The following is a 15,897-nucleotide window of genomic DNA, read 5'->3' on the forward strand; positions in this document are numbered from 1 at the left end:
CTGTATTCATAGCTTGATAGGAACATCTCCATGTATACGCCATAAAAAGGGGGAAAACACTTTGAACTATAACTATTTCAAATCGAAATTGTTTCTGAAATTCACCGGTTCGTATCTACTTATCCTTCTTATTCCGCTTATACTTGTAATCGTTTTCATTTACCGAAATGCTACCGATAATTTACAAAAGGAGATTGAAAATGCTCACTTTAATCAGCTCACCCAAATTAAAACGGTGGTGGATGGACGCATGAATGATTTAAGAGATATGGCGTCACGGATGTCATACGACGCTCGTCTCGCTCATTATCGCATACTGGATCCTTATGAAAGTCGTGATGCCATAGCGGCACTAGATAGCTACAAGTCTTCCAATTCCATTGTGGAGGATATATTTCTGTACTATCATCATGACCCTAATATTTATTCCAACCATGGCATGTATAGCCTGGATGTATTTCGTAGCTCCTATCAGTTTGGAAGCTGGAAGAATGATGAACTTGTGACTGCTTTAAACTCGTCCAAATTTCCATCTATTCGACTTACGAACATGCTGAATCAAAATTCACCACTCGAGCAATCTGTATTAACCTATATCCTGCCGATCATTCCCAACACCTCAGATCCATATGCTTCTGTCATGTACCTCATTAAAGAGAAAGAGTTGGCATATCTGATCGATTCCGTTCTCGGTAACTATCGAGGATTAACGTATATTTTTGATAATCATGGACGTGTTTTATCCTATAGTGGCCATGGAGATACAGCTAGCCAACAGGATATCCAACGGTTATCAGAGCTTCCACCCGGCATACATAATCTATCGATAGACAACGAAGATCATTCGGTTATTTCCGTCACATCGGATGTCAATGGCTGGTCATATGTGACTTTAATGGCGAGTAATCAATTTTTCAGTAGCGTACTTAATGTTCGGAGCTTCATCATTATTTTATTCATTGTGATCGCCATTGTAGGAACGGCCATCGCTCTATTATTCGCTCGGATGCAATATCTTCCGATTGCTGAGCTCGTTCGCTTCACGAACAAAAAAACAGATACACCGGCCTCCGGAAATGAGCTCGAGTATATACGAACAACATTACAGCAGTATAGCTCCAAGGTTGATCTCCAAGAGCCCTATGCACGCAACCATGTTCTCTCCATGCTATTAAAGCATGGACATGCACAAATGATGACGCATGGAATATTCGATACCTTTCATCTGCACTTCGACCAAAGTCATCATTTTGTCATGATGATGGGCTGGGATGACTTAGAACAACAGCATCTTCAGGCGCGACAAGAAGTACATCGCAAGCTTGCGTTTATTGAATTTCCAGCGCTTGCTACACAAGTATACGGTGTAGAGCTCCCGCAATTGGATCAGCTCGCACTCATTGTGAGCTTACAGCTCGAAGATGATGAGGCACTCGCTGCACAAATCGTTCACATCGTGGATGCGATCCGTGAATATACGTTAGGCATAATGGATATCCACCCGATGATCGGTGTAGGCAAATGTTATGAGAGCCCTCAGCAGCTTAATCAATCCTTTGTTGAGGCTTGCTCCGCCTTCGAATTGCGTAAATCGACCGAGCATGGAACCACCGTGTATTTTGAAAAGCTATCCAGTGCCCATGATCAAACAGTGTTACTCCCTAGTAACGAGCTATTAAAGCTTGCACAAAGCTTGAAGCAGGGCAACTACGAAGTCGCCAAACAAATTATTCACACAGCCATCCATGGGCTTGATAATAAACAACGATCTACCCTGCTGATGCGATGCGTATTGTTCGACCTGCTGAATACCATGCTCAAAACTGCAGTTGAGCTAAAGATGGATAACATGATGCAGTCTGCTTCTCCCCATTTCATGAATGGTCCCGTCCATCTTATAGAGCAGAATTTCTACCGTTTAGCCACTCAGATTTGTACACAGGTAGAGCAGACGCATAAAAAAGAAGAACATTCACTCATGGATCATATCGTTGCTTTTATCGACCAGCACTATGTTGATCATTCACTTAGCCTTGAATCTGTTTCTGCTGCGTTTACGATTTCACCTTCCCATCTCAGTCGTTCATTCAAGGATAAGGTCGGCATCAACTTCGTCCAATATATTTGGCAAAAACGATTAGATAAGGTCAAGGAACAGCTCGTAATAACAAGTGATTCGTTAAAAGATATTATCCAGCGCGTCGGCTACCTCGACACACCAAACTTTATTCGAAAATTCAAAAAGGAAACCGGTTATACCCCGGGCCAGTATCGACAGATGAATAGTAATCATCCCAATACTGAGCCTAACGATACCGTATAATCCTTCCTCGCTTAGGGTTCATCATAACTTCCCGGTCATGCCTAGGATGACCGGGAAGTTTTTCAAAATATGAGAATGTATAAGCTTTACAAATTATTCGCTAGCAGCCCATGTATCGTATGCTTGTTGATACGTTGATTCGAGCTTCTCATACCCCATTTTTTTCATTTGAGCGATATATTTGTCCCAATTGGATAATGGCTCTGCGCCTGTAACGAATTTCGCTTCCATTTCCTTCACGTATTTATCCAAATCGGAACGGAGTGTTTTGATTTCCGTCTGTTGGTCTACCGTCAGGAATACCGATGGGAAGGGAGTCTTTGCAATAGGTGTAAGCTTTGTAGCTGTTTCTTTGTCAATCCAGTCATCAAAGCTAGTACGAAGACCTAAAACATAGCTGTTCTCATAGGAACCTGGTGTATTAATCCCGTAGTTTGGCGTGATTGTACCGCGGTATTCTTCACGATCCGTACCATCTGGAACTGGCAGCCATTCTTTCTCGCCTGTTGCTTTATCTTTGTATTTAAATAACGTACCTTCAGGTCCATACGCCCAGAAGGAATACCCTTCTTCGCTAAATTGGTAATCAATCCAGCGCATACTTGCTTCCGGGTTCGGGTTCGTGTTTGAAATCGCGAAACCGCCAATGGTGTTAATACCAGGATGCTTGCCGTATACAGGTGTTCCAGCAATATCACTAGATACAGGCTGCATCATCGGGTTATCTTCACTCGGTTCACCACCAAGCGTGAAGTATGGGAAATAATCGGAGAATAAGGCCACTTGATTGTTTTTCCCTTTTGCTTTCTTCTGCTCATCGGTTTGAGAGAATGTTTCATGATCCAGCAAATCCTCGTTCCATAAGCGATTCAAGAAGGTTAAATATTCTTTGTAGGCTGGTTCAGCTTGTGGAAAGTGTACTTTGTTCTCCTTATCTACGTAGATATCCTCGTTATACATCCCCCAGAATCCGAGGAAGAACATCCGTAAATCATCTAATTTCACAGAGGATAGAGGAACCTCATCGTCTTTACCGTTTCCGTTCGCATCTTCCTCTTTAACCTTCTTCAAATAGTTGTATAGCTCTTCTGTTGTCTGCGGTAATTTGTTTTCCATGCCGAACTTCTTCAAGAACTTCCCGTTATACCACATCGGTCCACGATACCATACCGCAGATGGCTGAATATTGCGTAGTGCATAGATATGTCCATCTGGTGTTGTCATTGATTTGCGAATATCCGGATTTGCATCGAGAATTTTTTTTAAATTAGGTGCGTAGCCCTCATCAATGTATTTTTCTAAAGGCAGCAACAATCCTTGACTTCCGTAGGTAACTTGATCCGATCCTTTTAGATCCGCCGCATAGAAAATATCGGGAAGCGTACCGCTTGCAAATACCAAATTCTTTTTCGTCTCAAAGCTGTCTTGTGGGGCGTTTTGAATCTTTAACTTAATATTCGTCATCTTCTCGTATTCCTGAATAACAGGCATCTTGTTCCAATCCTGACGTCCTATATCCGGTGCCATAATGGATAGCTCAATCGGTTTATCCACGATAGGAAAGCCCGTCTTATGAACCTCTGTGGCTGTGTCTGAGCCTTCTGTGCTTGCTGTCCCCTTATCGCTACTTGATCCACATGCAGTAAGAATAGACATTGACATGGAAAGAACTAACAACATGAGTCCAGCTTTACGATAAATCGTCATACAAAAACCTCCCCTTTGTTATTTGTATCTTAAGATCAACCCTTAACAGAGCCAATCATGACACCTTGCACGAAATAACGCTGTAAGAATGGATAGACAACAATAATCGGAAGCGTAGATACGATAATGACCCCATACTTCACAAGTGAAGCAATTTCTGCCTTGTTGTTCTGGGCTGCTGCAGCTGTCGCATCGATAATGCCACCTACTTGAGATTGCATTTCCTGAAGCACGAGAATCTGACGAAGCACAAGCTGCAATGGATACTTCGCATCATCATTCAGGTAGATCATGGCGCCGAAATAGCTGTTCCAATGCCCTACCCCGTAGAATAAGGCCATAACTGCGATAATTGGCATCGATAACGGGAGAACAATCCGCAGGAATAAGCGAATATTCGTCGCGCCATCGATTTGAGCCGCATCTTGTAGCTCAGCTGGAATGGAGTTCGCGAAGAAGGTACGAGAGACAATAATATTCCAGATTGACGCTGCGCCAGGAAGTACTAGTGCCCACATCGTGTTGACCATGCCTAGCCCTTTTACCAACATGTATGTAGGGACGAGACCCCCTCCAATGAACATCGTTACCATGAACATCCCCATGAAAAACCCACGACCTACAAAGTCCTTACGACTGAGTGCATATGCCGCTGGCATCGTAACGACCAAGTTAATCGTTGTGCCTAGCAATGTATACAAAATCGTATTTCCATACCCCGTCCAAATCTTCGAGTTCTGAAATACAATTTCATACCCCTTAAAGGTAATACCTTTTGGAAGAAGCCACATTTCACCGGAAGCAACCATCTTCGGATCACTGATAGATGCGCTAATAATATATAAGATGGGATATGCGACTAACAACAATGCAATTGTCACATACGTATAGGTGCAAATTAGAAATATTCGATCTCGCTTAGATAGCTTTATACCTGATACCATAAATTCCAACCTCCTTCTACCATAGACTGTTCTCGCTCGTACGGCGGACAATTTGATTCACCGTAATAAGCAGGATGCAATTCACAATGGAGTTAAATAAACCAACAGCTGTTGAGAAGCTATATTGCGCATCGACAAGACCAGATCGATAGACAAAGGTTGAAATCACGTCAGAGCTTGACATATTCAATGAATTTTGCAGAAGTAATATTTTCTCAAAACCTACACTTAACAAGCCACCCATATTTAGAATTAATAGAATGGTCATGGTCGGTATAAGCGTTGGAATATTGATGTGGCGAACACGCTGGAAGCGAGAGGCTCCGTCAATAATTGCCGCTTCATGCAAGCCTGGGTCTACTCCCGAGAGTGCCGCCAAATAAATAATCGTCCCCCACCCCGCACTCTGCCACACGCCTGAGAATACATACATCGTCTTAAACCAACCAGGGCTTGTCAGAAACTGCGGTGCACTAAAGCCTAAGCTTTCAATGGCATGAATAATCATTCCGTTCGATGGAGACAAGAAGGTAATAATCATCCCCGCCATAACAACGACAGAAATGAAATGAGGAGCATAAGTAACGGTCTGAACAAGTCGCTTGAAGAAGCCATCCTTCACTTCGTTAAACGCAAGCGCCAGAATAATTGGGATTGGGAATCCAATGGCTAATTCATACAAGCTAATACTAAGCGTGTTCCACAGCAAATCCCAGAAATAATACGAGTTAAAAAATCGAATGAAATGATCAAAGCCAACCCACTCACTGCCAAAATAGCCTTTTGACGGTATGTAATTCTTAAAAGCAATCTGAATCCCATACATCGGTCCATAGCTGAAAATGAGGAAGTAAAAAAATGCGGGTGCGATAAAAATGTAAAGCTCCCAATTCTGCCAAATCTTCTTCCATGTCTCGTTTCTGCCCTTACGCTTTTCTTTCGGTTCTGAATTCACAGTTCGCATGTGTACGCTTTCCGTTTCATGCATCGCGACATCCCCTCCTTGTAGGTAATGATGAGAACACTCAGATCATCGAGTGAGCATCATTATCTGGTGCATTGTTATCTATCGCATTGTTGTTAGCGCTTACATTTACAATATAAACAATTGACCCAATCGTAAATATGTCATTCTCGCTTGTCAAAAATTACGTGTTGTAGTGCGGGAATAACCGCGTCACAACGCTATGTGGGCATCATGACAGTATGTCATTCTTGTGCTTTCTCGTTGATCATTTCGTTGTATTACCATGCTCACCTGCACACAGGGCAATGTATGTAAATCTCCACAACATGTGTTTTTTTTGCGTAGTACAACTCAATTCACACATAATCTAACGTTTGTTGACTAATAAATCATGTTTGTTATCTGGATGATACTCGCATTGCTCTTATACAATGAACTTGCGTAAAGCGGTTTCAAGAGCGTGTGAATTTACAAATGACTTACATGAAGGAGTGAACGAGATGAGCGCAAAACCTGAACAACTGAAGCGTAGAAAGCGCTTTACTTGGAGGAAACAAGATTTTGAATTAACACTATTAGCCATTCCCACAACGATTTGGTACATTCTGTTTTGTTACTTACCCATGTTCGGCATTATCATCGCTTTCAAGCAGTTCAAAATTTCTGGGGGCTTTATTAGCAATGTAGTAAATAGTCCTTGGGTCGGTTTTAAAAACTTCGAATTTTTATTTAAATCCAATGATGCCTGGATTATTATCCGCAATACGATTGGGTATAACATCATTTTTATTATTACGGGCATCGTACTCCCAGTGTTGTTCGCGATCATGATTGGATTACTCCATAATCGCAAAGCCAGCAAAGTGTATCAAACGATGATGTTCCTCCCTTATTTCCTATCTTGGGTCGTCATCTCTGCAGTCGGTTGGGCATTCTTCAGCTTTGACAAAGGGATCCTGAATCAATTTCTCGGCAGCATCGGACATGATCCCGTGAATTGGTACATGCAGCCTGAGTATTGGCCTTACATTCTCGTTCTATTAAATATATGGAAAGGAATCGGCTATGGCATGATTATCTATCTCGCTACCATTACAGCGATCGATAGTTCGTATTATGAAGCCGCTGTCATTGATGGAGCCTCAATTTGGCAACAGACTCGCTTCATCACACTACCTTTACTCAAACTGGTGATCGTGATGATGTTCATCCTGTCGGTCGGACGGATATTCTATACCGACTTCGGTCTCTTCTTCCAGGTCACGCGTGATTCTAACTCCTTATATAATGTGGCCACGACCGTTGATGTCCTCGTCTATAAGCAACTGAAAAGCGCAACGATCGGTATGGCATCTGCTGCTGCATTTGTTCAATCCGTTTTGGGATGTATTACGATTCTGTCCGCCAACTGGATTGTGAAGAAGATTGATCCAGATAGCGCAATGATTTAGGAGGTAAGAACATGGCAACAAAAACCTATGAATCCGGGCTTGATAAGTTTAATCGAACAAGTAAAGGAATTAACATCCTATTTAACTCCATTTTTCTGGTCATCGCACTTGCCTGTGTTGTGCCCGTTATCGTCGTATTATCGATTTCATTAACCAATGAATCTTATATCCGAGACGTTGGCTACAGTATCTTTCCAGCCGATTTTTCTTTTGAAGCTTACAGTTTTATTGCTAAGCAAGGAAAGATGATTCTACGTGCTCTAGGCACCTCGACCCTTGTCACTGTAGTAGGTACTGTACTTGGCGTCCTTCTTACAACATCGATGGGTTATGTTATTTCACGCCCGTCTTACAAGTTAAAAAGCTTTCTGACTTGGATCGTATTCATTCCAATGGTTTTCAATGGTGGTCTCGTATCCAGTTATTTCATCAATGCAAACTTACTAGGGCTGAAGGATAGTTTCTGGGCTCTGATCTTACCGCTTGCAGTCTCATCCTTTAACGTCATTATTTGTAAAACCTTTTTCACAAGCACGATTCCAGATGGTGTAATCGAATCGGCAGAAATTGATGGTGCTAATCAAATTAGGATCTTCTTCTCGATCATATTGCCTATATCGCTACCTGTTCTCGCAACGATAGGATTGTTCCTATGCTTCAACTATTGGAACGACTGGTTCCAATCCATGTTGTATATTGATAACCCGAATCTCTACTCGTTACAGGCGTTGCTTAACAATCTAATGACCAATGCCGATGCACTTGCCAGAAATGCTTCAAGTATGGGCGTTAGTTCTGCAGAGCTCATCGCGAAAATGCCTAAAGAGTCCGCGCGTATGGCGGTCGCCATCCTCATCATCTTGCCTGTTGCTTGTGCATATCCATTCTTCCAGAGATATTTCATTTCTGGTCTGACAGTCGGCGCAGTCAAAGGCTAAATTACGAAGTAAGCCAAATTTATACTGGTTTATGATATAGCAAACAACCAATCCATAGGGGGAGTTAAAGTGAAGAAAATCTTCAAGATTGCCTCAACACTCTGTATTCTGACATTAATGGGATCCGCCTTAGCAGCATGCGGTAGTTCCAACAACTCGGCTTCATCGACGAATGAACCATCAAACAACTCTACATCAACAGAAGCAGCAGGTAAAAAGGATATTCCGACCCTGGTATGGTGGCAGATCGGTAATACGCCACTTCCTGCGAACTTTAGTAAAGCAATTGACAAGATGAATGAATATACTGCGGAGAAAATCGGGGTAAAAGTCGATCTTCGTGTGGCCAGCTGGGGCGAATGGGATACGAAGATGAACACCATTGTGAACACAGGTGAGCCGTTCGACATGATGTTCACGAATAACACGAAGTACAGTAAACAAGTCGCGATGGGAGCTCTTACGGACATCACGGATTTAGTCCAAAGCGAAGCCCCTGATCTGTACAAATCCATTCCGTCCGAAGTATGGGATGGCACAAAAATTGGCGGGAAATACTACGCAGTACCAACCTATAAAGACTCATCTGTTTCTCAATATTGGAGCTATGATGACAAGCTCGTACAGAAATACAACATCGATTACCAGAACATTACATCGATGCAAGATTTAGATAAGCCACTTCATGATATAAAAGCTGGTGAAGGAAAAAGCTTCTACCCACTACGACTTATTCAAAGTGAAGCCTTCTCCGGAATGTTCAATAACTATGATGATTTAACGCTAGGATTCTTCCCTGTAGGTGTAAAAGTAGATGATCCTTCTCGCAAGGTGATCTCTGTTTTCGAACAGCCTGATGTCATGGCAAATTTGAAATTGCTTCATAAATGGTATCAGGATGGAATCATCAACCCAGATGCTCCAACCAAAACAGAAAAAGAAAAATATAACCCATTTGGTACGCAACAAGCCTTCCCAGGTGCAGAGATCGCGATGCAAATCAATGCGGGCGTAGAAAAATTTGTTATGAACAAAACATTTGGTCCTCTTTATACGACAAGTACAATTCAAGGCTCCTTAAACGCAATCTCTGCGAATTCCAAGTACAAAAATGAAGCTTTGAAATATCTGCAATTAGTAAACACAGATTCAAAGCTCCGTAATATGCTAGCATTTGGTGAAGAAGGCGTTGATTTCAAATATGTAGATGGTAAAGATAACGTTATCGAGCGCACATCGGATACATGGCCGCTAGCTGCTTACTCACAAGGTACCTTCTTCAATATGGCTATAACCAAAGGCGCACCTGAAGATCAATGGGACCAAGTGAAGAAATTAAATGAACAAGCTGTAGCCTCCACTGTTCTAGGCTTCGCACTCGATATCAGCGAAATTCAGACAGAAGTTGCGAACGCACAATCTACATTTGATAAATATAAATACGAATTGCTAACAGGTGCTTCTGACCCAGAGAAGATTGTACCAAAAATGTTAGACGAATTGAAAAAAGCCGGACTGGATAAAATAATTCAAAAAGCGCAGGAAGAAATCGATAATTATTTCAAGTAAGCCATACACCAATACGACACATGGTATAGTTTGACAACTATACCATGTGCTTTTGTTGTAGAATAGGCAAGTTGTAATTGATTATATAGATCTTTTTGTACTATATTCAATTACAACCAACATGTATTGAGGTGCCACATGAATACGTTTCTACGCATTAAAATTTATCGTAGTAAATTTTGGACCTATGTGATATTCATTCTGTTAATCGGACTGACGTTAGGAGCACTAACCAGTGCCATCGTCATCAATCAGTCCGTTGGTAATGCCCGCATCGAGGCTGCAAATGCCTTTTCTCGCACAGAGAACAACTTACAGAATGACGCAGATCGTATTGAAGCTTATATGCAGCGTATTTATTCAAATCAAGATTTGATGAACGATGCTAGCTATTTTCTAAGTCCAACCATTGATGAGTATCTTACTAAACGATTAAAGAACAGTACATTCAATCAACGACCGCTTATCTCTTTTCCTGAAGATGTGAAAACTTATCTGTACAATTGGGCGCAAGGAGATATTACACAAATTAGTGTTCATACAGTGAAGCAAGGCAATGTTATAGACTTTAATAGTAATGGCATTCCCCACTTCCAGTTTGGTCTATCCAATGATGATCTTATGTTTACTGAGAATAATCAACGGGGGTTTGTATATCGCAAAAAATTGCTTCAGCTTGCGGAGGGTTCCGCCGAAATTCGCTTTCAAATTAGCAGTGAGCGAATTTTTAGCATCGTTAATAATTATCAGCTTGGCCATGCAGCAGCGATTAATGAATCAGGAGAAGTGTATCTGATTGGCAACGACAATACAATGTCTGAGCAGATCATTCAGCAGGCCATTGCCAATAAAAATACGCATGGTGTAATACTAAAAAACTGGATGTCTCCCATTTTCTATGTCACTTTTCCATCTACCAAATTTAATTATAAGTTTGTTAGCACCATTGAATTAAAGGTATTGGTTCAGCAGCATGCGTCTACGCTTATTTTATTATTTCTAGTTATTTTAACAGCCATGACCTGTGTTCTTTTACTCGTTGTCTATAACCTGCGAGATGACGCACGATTCCTGCACCGTATTATTCAGTCTATAAAACGCGTGAAGACAGCGAACTTCACTCCAAACAAACCTGCACGCTATCGTCGAAATGAATATGGTATGATTGCACGTGAAGTGGATGACATGATTCACAAGTTAGATAAACATATTCGTAATGAATATTTGCTAAAATTGAAACAGCAAGAAGCTGAAATGAAAGCGCTACAGCATCAAATTAATCCTCATTTTCTATATAACACCTTGGAGGTCATTCGTTCTACCGCATTAGTCAATCAAGATGCGCATACAGCCGATGCGATTGCTACCTTAGGTGCCCTTTATCGTGAAATGGTAAAAAAAGAGAACATTATCTCTATTGGAAGCGAGTTAGAGCTACTCGAAAAATATTTAAAAATTATGGAGTTCAAGTATCCTGACCACTTTTATTACCAAATTGATATGGAAGATTCGTTACTCGATGTACCCACCATTAAATTTTGGATGCAGCCTTTGGCGGAGAACTTTTTCATTCATGGCTTTGACAAAGAGAAAGAATTTAATTTATTTGTCGTCAAGGGTAGCGAAGATGAGCATTACTACAGATTGGAATTTATTGATAACGGGGTGTGGATTGAGGAAGAACGCTTAGCCGATATACGACGAATACTGTCTAGTAAACATGAAATATCGACCAAGAGTATTGGTTTATATAATGTTTATGCAAGATTAAGCTTTTACTATGATGAAGGTTTTTCAATGCACATTGAGAACAATGATGAAGCAGGCGTAAGGATTTCTGTACAGATTTCTAAAGAGGTGACTAGAGATGTACAAACTTTTAATCGTTGATGACGAGCCACAAATTTTAGAAGGCATGAAACGAATTCTAGATTGGAAGCACTATGGATTTGATTATGTCGAAACCTGTGTTTCGACGGATGCTGCTGTATCCAGAGCCGTACAATTAATTCCTGATATCGCTATTTTTGATGTATGTATTGGTAAAAATCTTGGTTATGATGCCATTCGACAACTCAATGAAGTTCAACTTCCTACGAAATATATAATTATGAGCGGGTATAGTGATTTTAGCTACGCTCAACAGGCTATCCGATGTGGGGTCAAAGATTATTTATTAAAGCCATTAGAGAAAGAAAAGCTACAGCAAGTTATCGAGAAAATAATTGTTGACGATCTTCATGGTAGCATTGGGGATCCACAGACGAGCACTGCCCACTTGGATCCAGTCATGGGTGTTCCTTACGATTCGTTATCGAAGCTAGTAAATCGTATTTTGCTCATGGTCAGAGAAGATTTCAATCAGAATATTACATTAAAATCTGTCGCCGATCGTTTTCAAATGAATAGCACCTATCTCGGGCAATTGTTCATTAAAGAAACGAATATGAAGCTTTCCGAATATTTAATGCTGTATCGCATGCAACGTGCTAAAGAGCTTATCCAGACCACGAATGAGAAAATCCATTGGATCGCATGTTCAGTCGGATATAATAATATGAATTATTTCTACACACATTTCCATAGCTATTACGGAAAATCTCCTTCCGATCTGCGCTAAAAAAGTTAGACAACGATTTGCTACCAAGAACGAGTCAAGGAGATGCATGTCATGTATAAACGTTGGTTTATCTTTGGCCTTTTTCTATTACTAATCATTCAATTAATCGGTTGCACCAAACATACAGAGGCTCCAATATCTAATAATGAAACGCCCGTTAACCTTATTTATTATACGATCGGCGAGCCGGACAATGATCTACGTAAGGTGAATGACAAAATAAATGAAGTCCTTTTGCGTAAAATCGGCATTACGATCACCTATAACAAAATTGGCTGGCAAGAATACGATAGCCGATTAAATACAATTATTTCATCCGATACCCCCTTTGATATTGCCTTTGCGCCGGATTACTCTACGTATGCAAAACAGGGAAAGTGGTTGAAGCTGAATGACTATTTAATGAACCAAGGCAAGGACATGTATAATGCAATTGATCCAATGTTCTGGAAAGGTGTCCGTTTACCTGATGGCAGCATTTACGGCATACCGACGAATAAAGAATTAGCCGTAGTTGAGCATTGGATGTATCCCGCTGATCTTGTAAAGAAATATCACATTGATATTACGAAATACAACACGCTAGAATCGCTAGAGCCACTGTTACGTATGATTCAAATAAATGAGCCCGATTACTTGCCCATGGAATTTAACCGGGATGCTCATAATTTCTTTAAGATGTATGGATATGAATATATAACGAACTATAAAATTCCATTAATGATTCAATCGACACAATCAAATGCTTCGATCGTCAATATTTTCGAAACGGATGAAGCCAAACAAATTTTAAAGACCGTTCGACGATACTATCAACTTGGTTTCATTAATAAAGATGCTGCGCTGCGTGAACCAAGTTCACTTCAACGCGGGTTGAAAGTTTTCTGGAAATCCGCAAGCGGAGGCCCGCTATCCGAGAGTGTTTGGAGTAAGGATCTGGGCTATCAAGTGGTCGCTCATCCGGTAACACAAGAAGTGGCAACGACAGAATCCGTTCTTGGTGGCATGATGACTGTAAATGCAAATACGAAGCATCCGGAGGAAAGTATTAAATTTCTAAATTTATTAAATACCGATCCCGAATTACGTAATTTATTCAACTATGGGATCGAAGGAGTCCATTACAATTTAAACAAAGTGGGCCAGGTTGTCCTCGTTTCACCAAATTATACTGGGATACAGTATACACAAGGCAATTGGTTTATCTTAAAAACACTTGGTGGAAAATATCCTGATCCGCTAGATAAATGGGAACAATACAGAGCGTACAATGCTAAAGTGGTGGAATCTAAAGTACTCGGCTTTAATCCAGACCTTTCCTCGCTATCTGAGCAAGTCGATGAGATCGAAATCGTCTGGAATAAATATTATCCGATTCTCATGACCGGCAGCGTCGATGTAGACACCTTTCTGCCCAAATTCAATCAAGAGTTGCACGAAGCAGGTATCGACGACGTACGCAAAGCCATTCAAGCGCAGTTAAATACTTGGCAGGAGCATCATTCCAATTAAGTTTTATCCTTTCATAGTTTCATGTAAAAACCCCATGAAGTGCTTCATGGGGTTTTTACACATACATATTCATCAAATACTCTACGGATACAGGACCATTCCACCATCAGCAAATATCGTAACTCCCGTCACATAGCTTGCTTCTTGAGACAGTAACCAAGCTACAGGTGCTGCAATTTGTTCCGGTGTTCCAATTTGACGTGAAGGAATTTTGTTCAATATTTGTTCAGTAATCTGCGGATCACTGAGTAATTTACCGTTCATAGGCGTATCAATCGCTCCAGGAGCAACGGCATTAATCCGAATTCCTCGATCGGCATATTCACGTGCTAATGATTCAGTTAGTAGCTTTAACCCACCTTTGGACGAAGCATAATGTACATATTGAGGCTTAGGAATCTGTTGATGCACGCTCGATACATTCACAATACTTCCCTGCATATCTTTCTTCAGGAGATATTTAATCGTTTCTTGGCACCCTAGGAATGTTCCGCGCAGATTCACATCCATGATCCGATTCCACTCATCTATAGGTAATTGCTCCGATGGATATTGAGACTGTACCCCTGCATTATTAACAATTCCATGTAATGTTCCGAAATGACCTACCGCCACATCAACTAATTTATTGGCGGTATCCACTTGTCCTACATCACCTTGGCACGCAACAGCTTGCCCGCCTGAGGCTTCAATGAGCGCAATCGCTTCCTCGGCTAAAGCTTTACTTTGATCACTCGTAAAATTGATAACGACTTTACATTTTTCTTTGCCCAAGCGAAGCGCGATCCCTCTACCAATGCCTTGCGCTGCACCTGTGACAATAAATACCTTTCCCTGTAAATCGTCAAACATAGGAACATCTCCTTACACTACGTCGTATGACTTCCATTCATCGAGCTACTCCATGATAATTTCAATGCAAATGACTTTGTCTGCTGCGCCTTGATCACAATGGCTTCACCACGTTGGATCGATTCCTGTAACCCCGCTTCATGTGAAGCCGAATTTGGTTCTACACCCATGACATAACAGGCCCCGTAGAATGGATAGTCTTGAAGACCATTAAATTCTTGCCACAACCACAGGTTTGGCATCGTGTCTACATCCCATTCTACACGAACACGTAAATCCATTTTATCATTTATAATCGTATAGCATCCCATCGTCAACTCTTTTAGAATCGCAAAATCTGTAGCCTTTCCTGAAGGGACATGTCCTAGATCACAACCCATCTCTTCGATCGGCCATGAAAATACACCTTTTTTCAAACGAGATAATTCCGAATCCCGCTCATACGATTCGACCGATCTCGCAGGTGCTTCAAGCCGTGTTCCAGGTCCAATGAATGGCGCACCGAACGCGATATGCTGTCCCCATTCGGCATACAAAGCTTGCTGCCCCTGATTCGTAACGGATTCCTTCAACTCAATGCACTGCTCTACTTCGTCTATCGTTACAATTCGCTCCATCGCAAAAGGTGATTTATAAAGTAGTGTGGAGAATATAATCTGAACCTTTGTATCCATTACTTCTCCGAGCTTATATGTCCAGGGTACCTGACAAGCCTCTCCGTGAAAATTATGCATAACTCCATAGTTATAGCTATCATCCCCTGCATTGGGGAATAAAATTTGCCAGCCCCCCGGGTAGCTTTGTAACCAGCGCTCCTTGGACGTATGACAGAAATCGATGCGATTCCCTTGCTTGGAGATTCCCCAAGGGCTTTCCCATAATATATTCGTACGATCAATACATATTTTATAGATATCTCCACCTTTCTCTGGCAGAAACTCTACGATTAATCCGTCTCCCACGACCTGTAACACGTCCATGTGACCAGGGTTTGAAATCATTCGAATGTCCATA

12 protein-coding genes are annotated in these 15,897 nt (G+C 41.3%); 7 read left to right on the forward strand and 5 right to left on the reverse strand.

The features are described from left to right. Positions 1–61: 61 nt before the first annotated feature. Positions 62–2,323, forward strand: a complete 2,262-nt coding sequence (locus tag MKY99_RS18215) for a helix-turn-helix domain-containing protein (protein ID WP_339265551.1) — start codon at positions 62–64, stop codon at positions 2,321–2,323. A 93-nt stretch (positions 2,324–2,416) separates the two neighbouring features. On the opposite strand, the gene MKY99_RS18220 is transcribed toward MKY99_RS18215, so the two are convergent. From MKY99_RS18220 to MKY99_RS18230, 3 genes are read right to left on the reverse strand one after another with little or no spacing between them, the layout of a single operon-like run. After that, complete coding sequence (locus MKY99_RS18220) at positions 2,417–4,030, reverse strand: extracellular solute-binding protein (protein ID WP_076286256.1); 1,614 nt, start codon at positions 4,028–4,030, stop codon at positions 2,417–2,419. Positions 4,031–4,065: 35 nt separating this feature from the next. After that, complete coding sequence (locus MKY99_RS18225) at positions 4,066–4,974, reverse strand: carbohydrate ABC transporter permease (RefSeq protein WP_076286257.1); 909 nt, start codon at positions 4,972–4,974, stop codon at positions 4,066–4,068. Between the two features lie 16 nt (positions 4,975–4,990). Next, a complete protein-coding gene (locus tag MKY99_RS18230) occupies positions 4,991–5,938 on the reverse strand; it encodes an ABC transporter permease subunit (RefSeq protein WP_076300648.1) in 948 nt (315 codons plus the stop codon). 503 nt (positions 5,939–6,441) lie between these two features. On the opposite strand from MKY99_RS18230, the gene MKY99_RS18235 reads away from it, so the two are divergent. From MKY99_RS18235 to MKY99_RS18260, 6 genes are all read left to right on the forward strand, one after another. Beyond that, positions 6,442–7,392 (forward strand): ABC transporter permease subunit, encoded by a 951-nt coding sequence (locus tag MKY99_RS18235; RefSeq protein ID WP_339265554.1) that lies wholly within the window; start codon positions 6,442–6,444, stop codon positions 7,390–7,392. An 11-nt stretch (positions 7,393–7,403) separates the two neighbouring features. After that, positions 7,404–8,330, forward strand: a complete 927-nt coding sequence (locus MKY99_RS18240) for a carbohydrate ABC transporter permease (protein WP_076286259.1) — start codon at positions 7,404–7,406, stop codon at positions 8,328–8,330. 69 nt (positions 8,331–8,399) lie between these two features. Next, complete coding sequence (locus MKY99_RS18245) at positions 8,400–9,899, forward strand: ABC transporter substrate-binding protein (RefSeq protein WP_076286260.1); 1,500 nt, start codon at positions 8,400–8,402, stop codon at positions 9,897–9,899. A 138-nt stretch (positions 9,900–10,037) separates the two neighbouring features. After that, positions 10,038–11,789, forward strand: coding sequence for a histidine kinase (locus tag MKY99_RS18250; protein ID WP_076286261.1), 1,752 nt, complete (start codon positions 10,038–10,040; stop codon positions 11,787–11,789). Next, complete coding sequence (locus tag MKY99_RS18255) at positions 11,767–12,519, forward strand: response regulator (protein ID WP_076286262.1); 753 nt, start codon at positions 11,767–11,769, stop codon at positions 12,517–12,519. Before MKY99_RS18250 ends, MKY99_RS18255 begins: the two co-directional genes overlap by 23 nt. 51 nt (positions 12,520–12,570) lie before the next feature. Then, on the forward strand, positions 12,571–14,031 hold the full coding sequence (locus MKY99_RS18260; protein ID WP_339265560.1) for an ABC transporter substrate-binding protein: 1,461 nt from the start codon (positions 12,571–12,573) through the stop codon (positions 14,029–14,031). 81 nt (positions 14,032–14,112) lie between these two features. On the opposite strand, the gene MKY99_RS18265 is transcribed toward MKY99_RS18260, so the two are convergent. Next, positions 14,113–14,883: a glucose 1-dehydrogenase gene (locus MKY99_RS18265; RefSeq protein ID WP_076286264.1), complete on the reverse strand. Its 771-nt coding sequence runs from the start codon at positions 14,881–14,883 to the stop codon at positions 14,113–14,115. Positions 14,884–14,900: 17 nt separating this feature from the next. Beyond that, a complete protein-coding gene (locus tag MKY99_RS18270; RefSeq protein ID WP_339265562.1) occupies positions 14,901–15,896 on the reverse strand; it encodes a DUF4432 family protein in 996 nt (331 codons plus the stop codon). Between the last annotated feature and the right edge of the window lies 1 nt (position 15,897).

Origin of the sequence: Paenibacillus sp. FSL R5-0470, from assembly GCF_037975205.1 — a bacterium.
Classification (GTDB): Bacteria; Bacillota; Bacilli; order Paenibacillales; family Paenibacillaceae; genus Paenibacillus_AQ.